This window comes from Escherichia sp. E2586, from assembly GCF_005781105.1.
GTDB lineage: Bacteria > Pseudomonadota > Gammaproteobacteria > Enterobacterales > Enterobacteriaceae > Escherichia.
Genome location: NZ_VATN01000002.1, coordinates 70,698 through 87,225 on the forward strand (window position 1 = coordinate 70,698; position 16,528 = coordinate 87,225).

The 16,528-nt window shown below is 49.8% G+C and carries 17 protein-coding genes; 13 read left to right on the forward strand and 4 right to left on the reverse strand.

From position 1 onward, the window contains the following. Positions 1–5: 5 nt before the first annotated feature. Entirely contained in the window at positions 6–686 is a 681-nt protein-coding gene (gene dpiA / locus FEK50_RS01660) for a two-component response regulator DpiA (RefSeq protein WP_130206469.1), read from the reverse strand. Then, the gene (gene dpiB, locus FEK50_RS01665) at positions 655–2,313 is read right to left on the reverse strand and encodes a sensor histidine kinase DpiB (RefSeq protein ID WP_131161034.1); all 1,659 of its coding nucleotides are present in this window, start codon (positions 2,311–2,313) and stop codon (positions 655–657) included. Before dpiB ends, dpiA begins: the two co-directional genes overlap by 32 nt. A gap of 378 nt (positions 2,314–2,691) precedes the next feature. Here dpiB and citC point away from each other — a divergent pair, with 378 nt between their 5' ends. The 10 genes from citC to uspG all read left to right on the forward strand — a co-directional run bounded on the left by citC (position 2,692) and on the right by uspG (position 11,784). Next, positions 2,692–3,750 carry a [citrate (pro-3S)-lyase] ligase gene (gene citC, locus FEK50_RS01670; protein ID WP_130206465.1) on the forward strand — a complete coding sequence of 353 codons (1,059 nt, stop codon included), beginning with the start codon at positions 2,692–2,694 and terminating at the stop codon, positions 3,748–3,750. A gap of 14 nt (positions 3,751–3,764) precedes the next feature. Continuing rightward, positions 3,765–4,061: a citrate lyase acyl carrier protein gene (citD, locus tag FEK50_RS01675; protein WP_000700703.1), complete on the forward strand. Its 297-nt coding sequence runs from the start codon at positions 3,765–3,767 to the stop codon at positions 4,059–4,061. Further along, positions 4,058–4,966 carry a citrate (pro-3S)-lyase subunit beta gene (gene citE, locus FEK50_RS01680; RefSeq protein ID WP_000622357.1) on the forward strand — a complete coding sequence of 303 codons (909 nt, stop codon included), beginning with the start codon at positions 4,058–4,060 and terminating at the stop codon, positions 4,964–4,966. Before citD ends, citE begins: the two co-directional genes overlap by 4 nt. Before the next feature lie 10 nt (positions 4,967–4,976). Further along, positions 4,977–6,509 carry a citrate lyase subunit alpha gene (gene citF, locus FEK50_RS01685; protein WP_096987655.1) on the forward strand — a complete coding sequence of 511 codons (1,533 nt, stop codon included), beginning with the start codon at positions 4,977–4,979 and terminating at the stop codon, positions 6,507–6,509. A 3-nt stretch (positions 6,510–6,512) separates the two neighbouring features. Then, positions 6,513–7,064 carry a citrate lyase holo-[acyl-carrier protein] synthase gene (gene citX, locus FEK50_RS01690; protein WP_000550408.1) on the forward strand — a complete coding sequence of 184 codons (552 nt, stop codon included), beginning with the start codon at positions 6,513–6,515 and terminating at the stop codon, positions 7,062–7,064. Beyond that, positions 7,039–7,917 (forward strand): triphosphoribosyl-dephospho-CoA synthase CitG, encoded by an 879-nt coding sequence (citG, locus tag FEK50_RS01695; protein ID WP_131161033.1) that lies wholly within the window; start codon positions 7,039–7,041, stop codon positions 7,915–7,917. The genes citX and citG overlap by 26 nt, the downstream gene beginning before the upstream one ends. A 50-nt stretch (positions 7,918–7,967) precedes the next feature. Then, positions 7,968–9,431: a citrate/succinate antiporter CitT gene (citT, locus tag FEK50_RS01700; RefSeq protein ID WP_130206459.1), complete on the forward strand. Its 1,464-nt coding sequence runs from the start codon at positions 7,968–7,970 to the stop codon at positions 9,429–9,431. 113 nt (positions 9,432–9,544) lie between these two features. Then, positions 9,545–10,351: a ribonuclease I gene (gene rna, locus FEK50_RS01705; RefSeq protein WP_130206457.1), complete on the forward strand. Its 807-nt coding sequence runs from the start codon at positions 9,545–9,547 to the stop codon at positions 10,349–10,351. 239 nt (positions 10,352–10,590) lie between these two features. Then, complete coding sequence (rnk, locus tag FEK50_RS01710; protein ID WP_130206455.1) at positions 10,591–11,001, forward strand: nucleoside diphosphate kinase regulator; 411 nt, start codon at positions 10,591–10,593, stop codon at positions 10,999–11,001. 354 nt (positions 11,002–11,355) lie between these two features. Beyond that, positions 11,356–11,784 carry a universal stress protein UspG gene (gene uspG, locus FEK50_RS01715; protein ID WP_130206453.1) on the forward strand — a complete coding sequence of 143 codons (429 nt, stop codon included), beginning with the start codon at positions 11,356–11,358 and terminating at the stop codon, positions 11,782–11,784. A gap of 118 nt (positions 11,785–11,902) precedes the next feature. Here the strand turns inward: uspG and ahpF are convergent, their stop codons facing one another. Next, positions 11,903–13,468 carry an alkyl hydroperoxide reductase subunit F gene (gene ahpF, locus FEK50_RS01720; protein ID WP_130206451.1) on the reverse strand — a complete coding sequence of 522 codons (1,566 nt, stop codon included), beginning with the start codon at positions 13,466–13,468 and terminating at the stop codon, positions 11,903–11,905. Here ahpF and FEK50_RS24140 point away from each other — a divergent pair. Then, positions 13,467–13,643, forward strand: a complete 177-nt coding sequence (locus tag FEK50_RS24140; protein ID WP_165383272.1) for a hypothetical protein — start codon at positions 13,467–13,469, stop codon at positions 13,641–13,643. The genes ahpF and FEK50_RS24140 overlap by 2 nt on opposite strands. Here FEK50_RS24140 and ahpC read toward each other — a convergent pair. Continuing rightward, the gene (gene ahpC / locus FEK50_RS01725) at positions 13,640–14,203 is read right to left on the reverse strand and encodes an alkyl hydroperoxide reductase subunit C (RefSeq protein ID WP_000052796.1); all 564 of its coding nucleotides are present in this window, start codon (positions 14,201–14,203) and stop codon (positions 13,640–13,642) included. The two genes, FEK50_RS24140 and ahpC, sit on opposite strands and share 4 nt — an antisense overlap. A 372-nt stretch (positions 14,204–14,575) precedes the next feature. Between ahpC and dsbG the strand changes: the two genes are divergently transcribed. After that, a complete protein-coding gene (gene dsbG, locus FEK50_RS01730; protein ID WP_131161032.1) occupies positions 14,576–15,322 on the forward strand; it encodes a thiol:disulfide interchange protein DsbG in 747 nt (248 codons plus the stop codon). A 207-nt stretch (positions 15,323–15,529) separates the two neighbouring features. Beyond that, positions 15,530–16,435: a LysR family transcriptional regulator gene (locus tag FEK50_RS01735; protein ID WP_130206447.1), complete on the forward strand. Its 906-nt coding sequence runs from the start codon at positions 15,530–15,532 to the stop codon at positions 16,433–16,435. Positions 16,436–16,528: the final 93 nt, after the last annotated feature.

Below are 16,528 nucleotides of genomic sequence, written 5' to 3' on the forward strand. Positions count from 1 at the left end.
TCTCTTCATCCGCTGTGGTAAATGCGCTGCGGCCGACCGACTTTGCCGTGAACAATCTCGGCGATGATCAGATGTCGGCTGGCGCAATATTCAAGATAACGTCTCGCGGTGGTGCGGCTTATGGTCAAAGCCTGCGCTACTGTCTCAGCCGTATGTTGCACACCAGGCTCCTTGAACAGTTTTCTCACTGCGTTTAGCGTCAACGCGTCAATGCCAGTTGGCAGCTCATCCTTTGGTTCACCGCGAGCGTAAGCGTTGAACATCTCATCAATTTGCTTCTGACTGGCGCTATCAATACTTTCCAGCATGTGTCTACGCTGGCGATAACGAGTTAATGTCTGCCCCAGACGCTCATAAGCGATTGGCTTGATTAAATAATCAAACACACCGCAGCGCACAGCCTCAGATACCGTTTCCATATCGCTGGCGGCAGTGGTAAACACCACATCGCCGGGGTAATGCGTCTGCACCAACTCATGCAACAAATTAATGCCTCTACCATCAGGGAGATAGTTATCCAGCAAGATAAGCCCCGGCTTAAAACGCTCGATCATCATTCGGGCCTGCGCCAGGTTTCCCGCCAGCAATATCTGACTGAAGCCGGGAATGTGACGAATATATTCCGCATGCATTTCTGCCAACGGTGTTTCGTCCTCAACGATCAATAGGGTTAATGGAGCTGTCATCAGGTTTCACTTTCGGAATATAGATTGAAAATAAAGTACCGCAGGGATCATTCTCTTCGAGAGTGATAACACCACCGCAGCGCGTTACATAGCTGGCAATAAGATACAACCCAATGCCATGCTCACCGGGTTCATCAGCACGCGTACTGACGCCCTGCTCAAATATTTTGTCGCGAAGAGACTCTGGAATGCCGCAGCCCTGATCGGCCACTTCAATTACCACGTCGTCGCCTTCATCGCTCAGGTATAATTCGACTGTCTTATTCCCTTCATCACTATGCAGACTGGCTTCGAAGGCATTATCGAGTAAGTTGCCCACTATCGCCGCAAATTCAGTGCTGTCCAGCCCTTGCGGCAGTTGTGAAAGTTGGCTGCCTGGAACAATCGTCATTTTTAGCCCCAGCTCCCGGGCGCGCTGCACTTTACCAAAAAGAAGCCCCGCCACCTGGCGGTCGGCAAATGCTTCACGCAGACTATCAATAAGTTGCTGCTGAGCCCGGGACTCCCCCTGAACCATCGCCAGCACACGATCATACTCTTTCATCTGCAACAGACCATTGAGCGTAGACATCCAATTGAGATGTTCATGACGTAGTGTGCGCAGGCTTTCGACATATTGTTTAATTTGCGTCAGTTGCGCATTAAGGGTAGATATTTCGTCTTTACTACGAAAACTAATAATTGCACCTAGCAAATCATCACCAGAACGAATAGCTTCGCGGTTAGCAATAACGCTCAGACCATTAAAATTCGCCACCACATCCTGACGTTTTTCATCAATTTGTTCGGTAAAAAAATCAGCCGGTCTGACAACCTCTGCAATAGGTCTGCCCAGCCACTGCCGTCCGGGGGAACTCAGCCCCAACATTTTTCTTGCGTTGCGGTTGATGGCAGTAATATGCCCATACGGGTCCACCGCAATCAGCCCTTCATAAACCGAACTAAAAAGCGCCTCTTGCTGGCGGACCACGCGCGCAATCTGCTTTGGTTCCATCCCCATCATCTGGCGGCGGATATGCGCAGCTAAGAACCACGACAGCAGCATCAGAATGCCTAACAGCACGACAAACACGCCCACCATCGGTAATAAAAACTCTGCCCGCCAGCTATCGATTTTACTTACCAGATACCCCACCGACACCACGCCAATGACTTTGCCATCGTCATCAAAGATCGGCGTTTTGGCGCGCATTGCCATACCTATCGACCCTTTGCCGGTGATGAAGTAACTCTCCCCTCTTTCCAGCGCTCCCGGTTTGGTAAACTGCATGGGGTAACCAATCTTTTCCGGATTAGGATGGTAAAGGCGGATCGAATCCCGGTCACCAATCACCACATAATCGAAGTCGGTGTCTCTTTGCAATTTGTTGGCGATAGTCGCCAGCCGTTTGTAGTCACGCATTTTCACTGCGGTGATGATACTGTCATTGGAGGCAATAATTTTCGCCTGATTCATTGCCATGTCACGAACATGAAGCGTTAAATAGTCCTCAAAGCTGGCCGTAAAATATTGCGCCAACGCAGCGATGACAAATATCGAGAACACCAAAATCAGCAAAAAAATACGCAACGGGAACGCCAGTCGTTGGAAAAAAGCAAACTGTTTATTCTCATTAAACTGCAACATTGTTTTCCTTGCGGGGTAAGCCCTGTTTTTTGGCGGATGTAATTAAAATGTTGAATCTCGATTTATAAATATCAAATATGATCGTGACAAATTTCATTCATTAAATCAATTAAATCAATTAAACCTACGGGTCAATTCGTAATTACATTAATTAAAAAACTTAAAACCATTAAATAAATAAAAAACCACTAACTCTATGTGAAATAAATCAAAATTTCACGATGCAATACTCCTTAGGATGTATGGCGAAAGGAGAAACAGAAATACCTCACTCACAACCCTTTCTCTCAACTGAAAATAAAAGGTTATCAATTTGCTACATCGAACAACATTTGTTGCAAATCGATAACAACATGCACCTTCAGGATACTATTTATTATGTTCGGCAATGATATTTTCACCCGGGTAAAACGTTCAGAAAATAAAAAGATGGCGGAAATTACCCACTTTCTGCATGAAAATGATTTGAGTGTTGACACCACGGTCGAAGTATTTATTACCGTAACCCGTAACGACCGCCTTATTGCCTGCGGCGGAATTGCCGGAAATATCATTAAGTGCGTCGCTATTAGTGAATCAGTTCGTGGTGAAGGACTGGCGCTGACATTAGCCACCGAACTGATAAACCTCGCCTATGAACGGCACAGCACGCATCTGTTTATTTATACCAAAACCGAATACGAGGCGCTGTTCCGTCAGTGCGGTTTCTATACGTTAACCAGCGTACCTGGCGTGATGGTGTTGATGGAAAATAGCGCCACACGTCTGAAACGCTATGCCGAATCGCTGAAGAAATTCCGTCATGAAGGGAAGAAGATTGGCTGTATCGTCATGAACGCCAATCCCTTTACTAACGGCCACCGTTATCTGATTCAACAAGCTGCGGCACAGTGCGACTGGCTGCATCTGTTTTTAGTCAAAGAAGACTCTTCACGCTTTCCCTATGACGACCGGTTAGATCTGGTGTTAAAAGGCACCGCCGATATTCCGCGCCTGACCGTGCATCGCGGCTCCGAGTACATCATCTCCCGTGCCACGTTCCCCTGCTACTTCATTAAAGAACAGAGCGTCATCAACCATTGTTACACCGAAATTGACCTGAAAATTTTCCGTCAGTACCTCGCGCCCGCGCTGGGCGTTACTCACCGCTTTGTTGGTACTGAACCCATTTGTCGCGTGACCGCTCAGTACAACCAGGATATGCGCTACTGGCTGGAAACACCGACCATCTCCGCACCGCCCATCGAACTGGTTGAAATTGAGCGACTGCGTTACCAAGAACTGCCGATATCCGCTTCCCGGGTACGTCAACTGCTGGTGAAAAACGATCTCACGGCTATCGCGCCACTGGTCCCGGCACCCACTCTGCATTACTTGCAGAATCTGCTTGAACACGCCCGCCAGGACGCGGCAGTTCGTCAAAAGACCCCCGCATAAGAAACAGGTGAAAAATGAAAATAAACCAGCCCGCCGTTGCAGGCACCCTTGAGTCTGGGGATGTGATGATACGCATCGCCCCACTCGATACGCAGGATATCGACCTGCAAATCAACAGCAGCGTTGAGAAACAGTTTGGCGATGCGATTCGCACCACCATTCTGGACGTTCTCGCCCGCTATAACGTGCGCGGCGTACAGCTGAATGTCGATGACAAAGGCGCACTGGACTGCATTTTACGTGCACGACTGGAAGCCTTGCTGGCACGCGCCAGCGGTATCCCGGCGCTGCCATGGGAGGATTGCCAATGATTTCCGCTTCGCTGCAACAACGTAAAACTCGCACCCGCCGCAGCATGCTGTTTGTGCCTGGCGCCAATGCCGCGATGGTCAGCAACTCCTTCATCTACCCAGCTGATGCTCTGATGTTCGACCTCGAAGACTCCGTGGCGTTGCGTGAAAAAGACACCGCACGTCGCATGGTCTACCACGCGCTGCAACATCCGCTGTATCGCGATATTGAAACCATCGTACGTGTTAACGCACTGGATTCTGAATGGGGCGTTAACGACCTGGAAGCCGTCGTTCGCGGTGGCGCAGACGTTGTGCGTCTGCCGAAAACCGATACCGCTCAGGACGTTCTGGATATCGAAAAAGAGATCCTGCGTATTGAAAAAGCTTGTGGTCGTGAACCAGGTAGCACGGGGCTGCTGGCGGCGATTGAATCACCGCTGGGCATTACCCGCGCGGTGGAAATCGCTCACGCTTCCGAGCGTTTGATCGGTATCGCCCTCGGTGCAGAAGACTACGTGCGCAACCTGCGTACAGAACGCTCTCCGGAAGGAACTGAACTGCTGTTCGCTCGCTGCTCTATTTTGCAGGCCGCACGTTCTGCGGGTATTCAGGCGTTCGATACCGTCTATTCCGACGCCAACAACGAAGCTGGATTCCTGCAAGAAGCCGCCCACATCAAACAACTGGGCTTTGACGGCAAATCGCTGATCAACCCGCGTCAGATTGATCTGCTGCACAACCTCTACGCTCCAACCCAGAAAGAAGTGGATCACGCACGCCGCGTCGTAGAAGCCGCTGAAGCCGCCGCTCGCGAAGGCCTTGGCGTCGTTTCCCTGAACGGCAAGATGGTTGACGGTCCGGTTATCGATCGCGCCCGTCTGGTGCTCTCCCGTGCAGAACTTTCCGGCATCCGCGAAGAATAAGGCAATCAAAATGACGCAGAAAATTGAACAATCTCAACGACAAGAACGGGTAGCAGCCTGGAATCGTCACGCTGAATGCGATCTTGCCGCTTTCCAGAACTCGCCGAAACAAACCTATCAGGCTGAAAAAGCGCGCGATCGCAAACTGTGCGCCAACCTGGAAGAAGCCATTCGTCGTTCTGGTTTGCAAGATGGTATGACCGTCTCCTTCCACCATGCTTTTCGTGGTGGTGACCTGACCGTCAATATGGTGATGGACGTCATCGCGAAGATGGGCTTTAAAAACCTGACCCTGGCGTCCAGTTCCCTGAGTGATTGCCATGCGCCGCTGGTAGAACATATCCGTCAGGGCGTGGTAACCCGCATTTATACCTCCGGTTTACGCGGCCCACTGGCAGAAGAAATCTCCCGTGGCCTGCTGGCTGAACCGGTGCAAATCCACTCCCACGGCGGTCGCGTGCATCTGGTACAGAGCGGCGAACTGAACATCGACGTCGCTTTCCTCGGCGTCCCGTCCTGCGATGAATTCGGTAATGCCAACGGCTACACCGGTAAAGCCTGCTGCGGCTCCCTCGGCTATGCAATGGTTGATGCCGACAACGCAAAACAGGTCGTGATGCTCACCGAAGAACTGCTGCCTTATCCGCATAATCCGGCAAGCATTGAGCAAGATCAGGTTGATTTGATCGTCAAAGTTGATCGCGTTGGCGATGCCGCAAAAATCGGTGCTGGCGCAACCCGTATGACCACTAACCCGCGCGAACTGCTGATTGCCCGCAGCGCTGCGGATGTGATTGTCAACTCTGGCTACTTCAAAGAGGGTTTCTCCATGCAGACCGGCACCGGCGGCGCTTCGCTTGCGGTAACCCGTTTCCTGGAAGACAAAATGCGTAGCCGCGATATTCGCGCCGACTTCGCCCTCGGTGGCATTACCGCAACGATGGTTGATCTGCACGAAAAAGGTCTGATCCGCAAACTGCTGGATGTGCAGAGCTTTGACAGCCACGCTGCGCAATCGCTGGCCCGTAACCCGAATCACATCGAAATCAGTGCCAACCAGTACGCTAACTGGGGCTCTAAAGGCGCATCGGTTGATCGTCTCGACGTGGTGGTACTGAGCGCGCTGGAAATTGATACCCAGTTCAACGTTAACGTGCTGACCGGCTCTGACGGTGTGCTGCGTGGCGCTTCCGGCGGTCACTGCGATACCGCAATTGCCTCTGCGCTTTCCATCATAGTTGCGCCGCTGGTGCGCGGTCGTATCCCTACTCTGGTGGATAATGTGCTGACCTGCATTACCCCAGGGTCCAGCGTCGATATTCTGGTCACCGACCACGGCATCGCTGTTAACCCGGCACGTCCGGAACTGGCAGAACGTCTGCAGGAAGCAGGCATAAAAGTGGTTTCTATTGAGTGGCTGCGCGAACGTGCGCGTCTGCTGACCGGTGAACCACAGCCGATTGAATTCACCGACCGCGTCGTTGCCGTCGTGCGCTACCGCGATGGCTCGGTGATTGACGTTGTGCATCAGGTGAAGGAATAAGCCATGCACCTGCTCCCTGAACTCGCCAGCCACCATGCGGTTTCAATTCCCGAGTTGCTCGTCAGCCGGGATGAAAGGCAAGCACGGCAACACGCCTGGCTCAAGCGCCATCCTGTTCCACTGGTCTCCTTTACCGTGGTTGCGCCGGGCCCGATTAAAGACAGCGAGGTCACACGCCGAATTTTTAATCATGGCGTGACAGCCTTGCGCGCTTTAGCCGCAAAGCAGGGCTGGCAAATTCAGGAGCAGGCTGCACTGGTTTCCGCCAGCGGGCCGGAGGGCATGTTGAGCATTGCCGCTCCAGCTCGCGACCTCAAGCTCGCCACCATTGAGCTTGAACATAGTCATCCTCTCGGGCGTTTATGGGATATCGATGTCCTGACGCCCGAAGGCGAAATTCTCTCCCGCCGCGATTATTCGCTGCCGCCTCGCCGCTGCCTGCTATGCGAGCAAAGCGCAGCCGTCTGCGCGCGCGGGAAAACCCACCAACTGACCGATTTACTCAACCGCATGGAGGCGCTGCTGAACGATGTCGATGCCTGCAACGTCAACTAAAACCACAAAGCTTGCTGCGTCATTAATCAATGAATACGCCCTGCTGGGCTGGCGCGCCATGCTGACTGAAGTCAATCTGTCACCGAAACCAGGCCTGGTAGATCGCATTAACTGCGGTGCGCACAAAGATATGGCGCTGGAAGATTTCCACCGTAGCGCACTGGCGATCCAGGGCTGGTTACCCTGTTTCATTGAATTTGGTGCCTGTAGTGCAGAAATGGCACCGGAAGCGGTACTCCACGGATTACGCCCAATTGGTATGGCCTGTGAAGGCGATATGTTCCGCGCCACTGCGGGCGTAAACACGCATAAAGGCAGTATTTTTTCTTTAGGGCTACTGTGCGCGGCGATTGGCCGTTTGCTTCAGCTCAACCAGCCGGTAACGCCCACAACCGTTTGTTCGACGGCGGCAAGTTTCTGCCGTGGTCTGACCGAGCGCGAACTGCGTACCAATAATCAACAACTGACCGCAGGTCAACGGTTGTACCAGCAACTTGGCCTTACCGGCGCGCGCGGTGAAGCCGAAGCAGGTTATCCACTGGTGATCAACCACGCCCTACCGCATTACCTCACTCTGCTGGATCAGGGGCTAGATCCTGAACTGGCATTGCTCGATACCTTGCTCCTACTGATGGCTACCAACGGCGATACCAACGTTGCATCGCGCGGTGGTGAGGGGGGCCTGCGCTGGCTACAGCGCGAGGCGCAAACACTATTGCAAAAAGGGGGCATTCGAACCCCCGCCGATCTCGATTATCTCCGGCAGTTCGACAGGGAGTGTATCGAACGAAATCTCAGTCCAGGCGGCAGTGCCGACCTGCTGATCCTTACCTGGTTTTTAGCACAGATTTAATAATTTAAGCACTTGATAAATTTGGAAATATTAATTTTCGGAGAACCCGTATGTCTTTAGCAAAAGATAATATATGGAAACTATTGGCCCCACTGGTGGTGATGGGTGTCATGTTTCTTATCCCTGTCCCCGACGGTATGCCGCCGCAGGCATGGCATTACTTCGCTGTGTTTGTGGCAATGATTGTCGGAATGATCCTCGAGCCAATCCCGGCAACAGCGATCAGTTTTATTGCGGTTACTATTTGCGTGATTGGCAGTAATTACCTGCTCTTTGACGCCAAAGAATTAGCTGACCCAGCGTTTAATGCGCAAAAACAGGCGCTGAAATGGGGGCTGGCTGGTTTTTCCAGTACCACAGTCTGGCTGGTATTTGGCGCATTTATCTTTGCATTAGGATATGAAGTTTCTGGATTAGGCCGTCGTATTGCCCTTTTCCTGGTGAAATTCATGGGGAAACGCACGCTGACGTTAGGTTATGCGATTGTCATTATCGACATTCTGCTGGCACCGTTTACACCGTCCAACACCGCGCGTACCGGGGGTACGGTTTTCCCGGTCATTAAAAACCTGCCGCCGCTATTTAAATCATTCCCGAACGATCCGTCCGCGCGTCGTATTGGCGGCTATTTGATGTGGATGATGGTCATTAGTACCAGTCTTAGCTCCTCTATGTTTGTCACTGGTGCAGCACCAAACGTGCTGGGTCTGGAGTTCGTCAGCAAAATTGCCGGTATCCAGATTAGCTGGTTACAGTGGTTCCTCTGCTTCCTGCCGGTTGGGGTTATCTTGCTTATCATTGCGCCGTGGCTTTCCTACGTGCTGTACAAACCGGAAATCACACACAGTGAAGAAGTGGCAACCTGGGCGGGTGATGAACTAAAAACCATGGGGGCGTTGACACGTAGAGAATGGACGCTGATTGGCCTTGTGTTGCTCAGCTTAGGTTTATGGGTATTTGGCAGCGAAGTGATTAATGCCACTGCGGTTGGCCTGCTGGCTGTTTCGCTGATGCTGGCGCTGCACGTTGTGCCGTGGAAAGACATTACCCGTTATAACAGCGCATGGAACACGCTGGTCAACCTGGCAACGCTGGTCGTCATGGCTAATGGCCTGACTCGTTCCGGATTTATCGACTGGTTCGCCAGCACCATGAGTACGCATCTGGAAGGTTTTTCGCCAAATGCGACGGTTATCGTCCTCGTGCTGGTGTTCTATTTTGCTCATTACCTGTTTGCCAGCCTGTCAGCGCACACCGCAACCATGCTGCCGGTCATTCTGGCGGTCGGTAAAGGTATTCCGGGCGTACCGATGGAACAACTGTGTATTCTGCTGGTGCTGTCTATCGGTATCATGGGCTGTCTGACCCCATATGCTACTGGCCCAGGTGTGATTATTTACGGCTGCGGCTATGTGAAATCAAAAGATTACTGGCGTCTTGGGGCTATCTTCGGGGTGATTTATATTGCCATGCTGCTTCTGGTAGGCTGGCCGATTCTCGCCATGTGGAACTAATACGTTCGCCAAACGCTGAATAAATCACCGCGCCCGCCAGGTTAGCCAACCTGGCGGGCTTTTTTATGATTTAATAGATAGTATTCAGTGCATGTATGAGTTCCACACCCACTATGAAAATATTCTGGCGTAACGCCGCTTTACTGGCGGCTTCTCTGCTCCCCTTATCTTCTGTCAACGCCGCTGCATTACAGGCAAAACAGTATGGCGATTTTGATCGTTACGTTTTAGCTCTTTCCTGGCAAACCGGGTTTTGCCAGAGTCAGCACGACCGAAATCGTAACGAACGCGATGAGTGTCGACTGCAAACCGAAACGAGCAACAAGGCCGATTTTCTGACCGTACATGGTCTGTGGCCAGGATTACCTAAATCGGTTGCTGCGCGTGGCGTTGATGAACGCCGCTGGATGCGCTTCGGCTGCGCCACTCGCCCAGTCCCAAACCTGCCGGAAGCTCGCGCCAGCCGGATGTGTTCTTCACCGGAAACAGGGTTATCGCTGGAAACAGCAGCTAAATTGAGTGAAGTTATGCCGGGCGCAGGTGGTCGTTCCTGTCTGGAACGTTATGAATACGCGAAACACGGCGCCTGCTTTGGTTTTGATCCGGACGCTTACTTCGGGACGATGGTACGTCTGAATCAAGAGATCAAAGAGAGCGCAGCCGGAAAATTCCTCGCTGATAACTACGGTAAAACCGTGAGCCGCAGTGACTTTGACGACGCCTTTGCCAAAAACTGGGGGAAAGAGAACGTCAAAGCGGTCAAGTTAACGTGCCAGGGTAATCCGGCGTATTTGACTGAAATCCAGATTTCAATCAAAGCTGATGCCATCAATGCGCCGCTCTCGGCAAGCTCATTCTTGCCACAACCTCACCCTGGCAACTGTGGCAAAGCCTTTGTGATTGATAAAGCAGGTTATTGAGATCCAGCGCAGCGGACGTTGATCCATCACGAAAATTTATCCCTTACGCTGTTTTTCGATTAAGATTTATACAAATCGCTCAGCATTAAGGAATTACCTGAATGTGATGTAAATCACTTCAAAGAGTGAGCAACAGTCAGTATCATCATATGAGCTAAACCCTCGCCGCCTGACGGTGAGGGTTTTCTTTTGGGTATGTTTATCTGCGACAATCGCAGTACCGACGACATGGAGTAAAAATGTCCAGACCAACAATCATCATTAACGACCTGGATGCCGAACGCATCGATATTCTGCTGGAGCAACCTGCCTATGCCGGTTTGCCAATCGCCGACGCGTTAAACGCAGAGTTGGATCGCGCCCAAATGTGTTCGCCAGAAGAGATGCCGCACGATGTGGTGACGATGAACAGTCGGGTTAAATTCCGCAATCTTAGCGATGGCGAAGTCCGTGTGCGTACACTGGTGTATCCGGCAAAAATGACCGACAGTAATACTCAACTTTCCGTTATGGCTCCGGTTGGTGCCGCACTGCTGGGGTTGCGCGTTGGCGATACCATCCACTGGGAACTTCCGGGCGGCGTTGCTACCCACCTTGAAGTGCTGGAACTCGAATACCAGCCTGAAGCCGCTGGCGACTACCTGCTTTAATCCCATCTGCACAAGCGTTATTCGCTTTGCCCGGAGGATGCTTCTGCATCCTCTTTCCGCTCAAATATCAACCAGACTTATCATTTTGCTCTTCACCGCTGCGTTCTAATCTGAACAAGTTATCCACCAGCGGATCCCCCTATGAGCGAAGCTCTCGGTATTACTGCGTTTTATATATTCATTGCAGCAATTCTTGTTGTGGCAGTGCTATATCTTGAGCAACGCTGGTAGTAGCTGACTTAATCCATTTTCCAGATCAATTGCTATCCCAGATCAAATCAACTTCGCAAATCATAGAATCATAATCAATAATATGCTGTTATATGTTCATGCAATAGCAAGGAGGGAATGCTTATGTACAAAACAATCATTATGCCAGTAGACGTATTTGAAATGGAATTGAGCGACAAAGCCGTTCGTCACGCTGAATTTCTCGCCCAGGATGATGGCGTAATTCATTTACTCCATGTATTACCGGGCGCCGCAAGCCTTAGTCTGCACCGTTTTGCTGCTGATGTGCGTCGTTTCGAAGAACATTTGCAACATGAAGCCGAAGAACGCTTACAGACAATGGTCGGCCATTTCAATATTGATCCATCCCGTATCAAACCACATGTCCGTTTTGGTAACGTGCGAGATGAAGTGAACGAGTTAGCTAAAGAACTGGATGCGGATGTTGTGGTTATCGGTTCGCGAAATCCATCGATTTCAACCCATCTGTTAGGTTCCAACGCTTCCAACGTGATCCGTCACGCCAATCTGCCAGTATTAGTCGTTCGTTAACAAATTAACGCATTTATGACGCCCTGCCCTGAGCAATCCCGGCAGGGCGTTTTTTATAAAAAAAGCCGCCAGGTTTGACCCCGGCGGCTAAGCAATTGCAGGTGAATCTTACTTCTTCTTATGCAGTTTTGGTGCGAATCAGGTAGTCAAAAGCGCTCAGAGAGGCTTTAGCACCTTCGCCAGTAGCGATGATGATCTGCTTGTACGGAACCGTCGTACAGTCACCGGCAGCGAACACGCCTTTGACGTTGGTTTCGCATTTCGCATCAATGATTATCTCACCCATACGATTACGTTCTACTGCGCCTTCCAGCCAGTTGGTGTTCGGCAGCAGACCAATCTGGACGAAAATACCAGCCAGTTCGATGTTGTGAATATCGCCACTGACACGATCACGATATTCCAGACCTACGACTTTGCTACCGTCGCCTTTCACTTCCGTGGTTTGCGCATTCAGAATGATGTCGACGTTTTTCAGGCTGCGCAGTTTGTCCTGCAGAACCTGGTCGGCTTTCATTTCTGGGGCAAATTCCAGCAGCGTTACGTGTTCAACAATCCCTGCCAGGTCGATTGCCGCTTCCACACCGGAGTTACCGCCGCCGATAACCGCTACGCGTTTGCCTTTAAACAGTGGGCCGTCGCAGTGCGGGCAGTAGGTCACGCCTTTGGTGCGATACTGATCTTCGCCCGGAACGTTCATGTTGCGCCATTTTGCACCGGTCGCCACGATAATGCTGCGAGCTTTCAGTACCGCGCCGGAAGCCGTTTCAATCTGATGCAAGCCGCCTTCAACCGCTGCCGGAATCAGTTTGCTGGCGCTCTGGCTATCAATCACATCAACATCGTATTCATCAACGTGAACCTTCAGCGCGCCTGCCAGTTTTTGGCCTTCGGTTTTCGGCACAGAGATGTAGTTTTCGATATCAACAGTATCGAGGATCTGACCGCCAAAACGTTCGCCCATCAGACCAGTACGGATGCCTTTACGTGCGGAGTAAATTGCTGCCGCAGCCCCTGCCGGGCCAGAACCGACAATCAGCACATCGTAAGCGTCACGCTTGTTCAGCTCTTCTGCTGCACGTTTTTCAGCGCCAGTATCGATTTTGGCGACGATTTCGGAAATAGTCATGCGGCCCTGACCAAACTCTTTCCCGTTTACGAACACTGCCGGAACGCCCATCACGTTGCGATCGGTGATTTCGTTCTGGAAGGTGCCGCCGTCAATTGCAGTGTGCTTGATGCGCGGGTTCAGTACGCTCATCAGGTTCAGCGCTTGCACCACGTCCGGGCAGTTGTGGCAAGAGAGCGAATAATAAGTTTCGAATTCAAAATCACCGTCAATGTTGCGGATCTGCTCCAGTAGAGACTGCGCTTCTTTCGACGGATGACCACCGGTCCACAGCAGCGCCAGTACCAGCGAGGTGAACTCATGACCCAGCGGGGAGCCTGCAAAACGCGGCCCCTGGTTGGAACCTGGGTTGGTGATCAGGAAAGACGGCTTACGCACCGGCAAGCTGTTATCTTCTTTAAAGGTGACTTTGTCTGACAGTTCTGCGATTTCAGCCAACAGTTCCTTGATTTCTGCCGATTTAGCGCTGTCATCCAGCGTGGCAATTAACTCAACAGGCTTGGTCAATTTCTCAAGGTAAGCCTTGAGTTGAGTTTTCATATTTGTGTCGAGCATGTTTATCTCCTGGGCTTTAAACATCATCATGCAAGCGGCCTTCATCGGCTACCTGGATGCAGCTTGCATCATGATGCGGGGAAGAAAATCGGGTGCCGCAGCACCCGAAGAATTAGGTGAATTTCCGAAGTATTTCGCGCCGGAGTTGGTAGCGCGAAAGACGAAGGAAATTTAGATTTTACCAACCAGGTCCAGAGACGGAGCCAGAGTTGCTTCACCTTCTTTCCATTTAGCCGGGCAAACTTCACCTGGGTGAGAAGCTACATACTGAGCAGCTTTGATTTTACGCAGCAGGTCAGACGCGTCACGGCCAATGCCTTCAGCGGTAACTTCGATTGCCTGGATGATACCCTGCGGGTCAACAACGAAGGTCGCACGGTCAGCCAGACCTTCATCTTCACGCATGTTGTCGAAGTTACGGGTCAGGGCGCCAGTCGGGTCGCCGATCATCGCGTATTTGATTTTCGCGATGGTTTCAGAGCTGCTGTGCCATGCTTTGTGGGTGAAGTGAGTATCGGTAGATACTGCGTATACGTCTACGCCCAGTTTCTGCAGTTCTTCGTAATGGTCTGCAACGTCGCCCAGTTCGGTCGGGCATACGAAAGTAAAGTCAGCCGGGTAGAAGAAGAAGACGCTCCAGCGGCCTTCGGTATCTTTCTCGGTGATTTCGATGAATTCGCCGTTTTTGAATGCCTGGTTTTTAAAAGGTTTAATTTTGGTGTTAATCAAGGACATCTATACTTCCTCCGTGTTTTCGATGAGATGTAAGGTAACCAATTTTTGCCGATTCGGCTAATGCGTTTCCATTATCAAATCGATAAGTTTTACCTTACAACCTTCGTAAGACAACTTTGTGAACTTTGCACCGCCAGCGGCGATAAAAGTAAAATGGGCCTCCTTTCCAGGTGGCCGCGTAACCTGAACTACCCTTTGGTATCTTCAGCGCCTGTTCAGCAGGCTGCGGTGTTGCGATGACGACCGCAATGCCGAGAGGGATTACAACACCCTCATAAACAAAGGGCAATCACCTGTTCTAAGCTCTTACCTATGACAGTGATAGGTTATGCCTTTTACTCAAATTTTGCACTGACTGAAAAGGACAAATTAATGTTAAAAAAGATAATTTTTTTTACCCTGCTACCGGGAATCGTTTACGCCGAAGAGCTTCCCGCCCCCGTAAAAGCGATTGAAAAACAGGGGATTACGATTATTAAATCGTTCGATGCGCCAGGCGGTCTGAAAGGTTATCTGGGGAAATATCAGGACATGGGGGTCACTATCTACCTTACGCCAGACGGTAAACATGCCATCTCTGGCTATATGTACAACGAAAAGGGAGAAAACCTCAGTAACGCTCTTATTGAAAAAGAGATTTACGCGCCTGCCGGACGCGAAATGTGGCAGCGTATGGAACAATCAAACTGGCTACTTGACGGTAAAAAAGACGCGCCGATCGTGGTTTATGTTTTTGCCGATCCTTTCTGCCCATATTGCAAACAATTCTGGCAACAAGCACGCCCGTGGGTTGATGCCGGTAAAGTACAGATTCGTACTTTGTTGGTTGGCGTGATAAAACCAGAAAGCCCCGCCACCGCAGCGGCAATCCTCGCGTCTAAAGATCCGGCAAAAACGTGGCAAGAATATGAAGCATCTGGCGGCAAATTAAAGCTGAACCTCTCCGGGAACGTTACACCTGAACAGATGAAGATTCTCAGTGCCAACGAGGCGTTGATGGACGAACTGGGTGCAAATGTCACCCCTGCGATTTATTACATGAGCCCAGAAAAAACATTACAGCAGGCTGTTGGATTACCAGATAAAAAGACCTTAAACATTATTATGGGGAATAATTAACATTCAATTCATGGATAACTGAAATACATATCACTTTTCAGTTATCCAAATAATAGCAAGTATTGCTCACCTCACGCATATCAACTATGCTAGTTTAGAAAAACTTAATCATAGATTAAGTAAAACAACATAATATATTGAAATACATAAAGCCATATCATTGACTTGATGAATGTTATGAAAACAAGTATATGAATGGAGTACATCATGGCTAATCTTTACGACCTAAAAAAATTTGATTTAAACTTACTTGTCATTTTTGAGTGCATCTATCAACATCTCAGTATTAGCAAGGCAGCTGAATCGTTATACATAACACCTTCTGCAGTAAGCCAGTCTTTACAACGTCTACGAGCGCAATTTAATGATCCCTTGTTTACTCGATCCGGTAAAGGGATTGCACCAACAACAACGGGTTTAAATTTGCATCATCATCTTGAGAAAAACCTTAAAAATCTTGAACAAACCATCAACATTGTCAATAAATCTGAGCTAAAGAAAAAATTTATTATTTACGGCCCGCAACTTATTTCCTCAACGAACAGTAGCCTTTTGATCGGATGTCTCCGACAAGATTCGTCCGTAGAAATTGAACATCATGACATTATGATGTCAGCAGAAAGTGCCGAAGATTTATTAGCTTATCGCAAAGCAGATCTGGTCATCACATTAACGCCAGTTATCAGTCGCTCGGTGAGCTGTGTACCTTTTCAATCGATACGCAATACACTTATCTGTAGTTCATCCCATCCGAGAATAACGGAATACAGCAGCCGCGAAGAAATTCTTGATGAAGAGTTTACTTTTCTGATATCAAAAGCATCTGGACTTGAAGATTTTCAGATGGAAATAGAAGCGCTTCTGACAAACCGAAAAATAGCATTCCGTAGTTCTTCACTGTTTACTATCATCAATACTATTGCGGTAACCGATTTATTGGGCATTGTTCCCGTTGAGTTATATCGCAGCAATCAAAAGAACCTACAATTAAAACAAATAAAGCTAGAGCAAAACCTACCCTCTAATACGCTTTATATCTCCTATAACAAATCATCATTAAACAATCTGGGATTCTCCCGATTTATTGATCGCTTAAATGATAATTTATCCTGAACACCGTTCAATAAGGACAATGCTCCTCATAAAAAATTCAGCCGATGAATATAAAATGAGATATCTTATTTTAATTTGTTACTACTATAATCA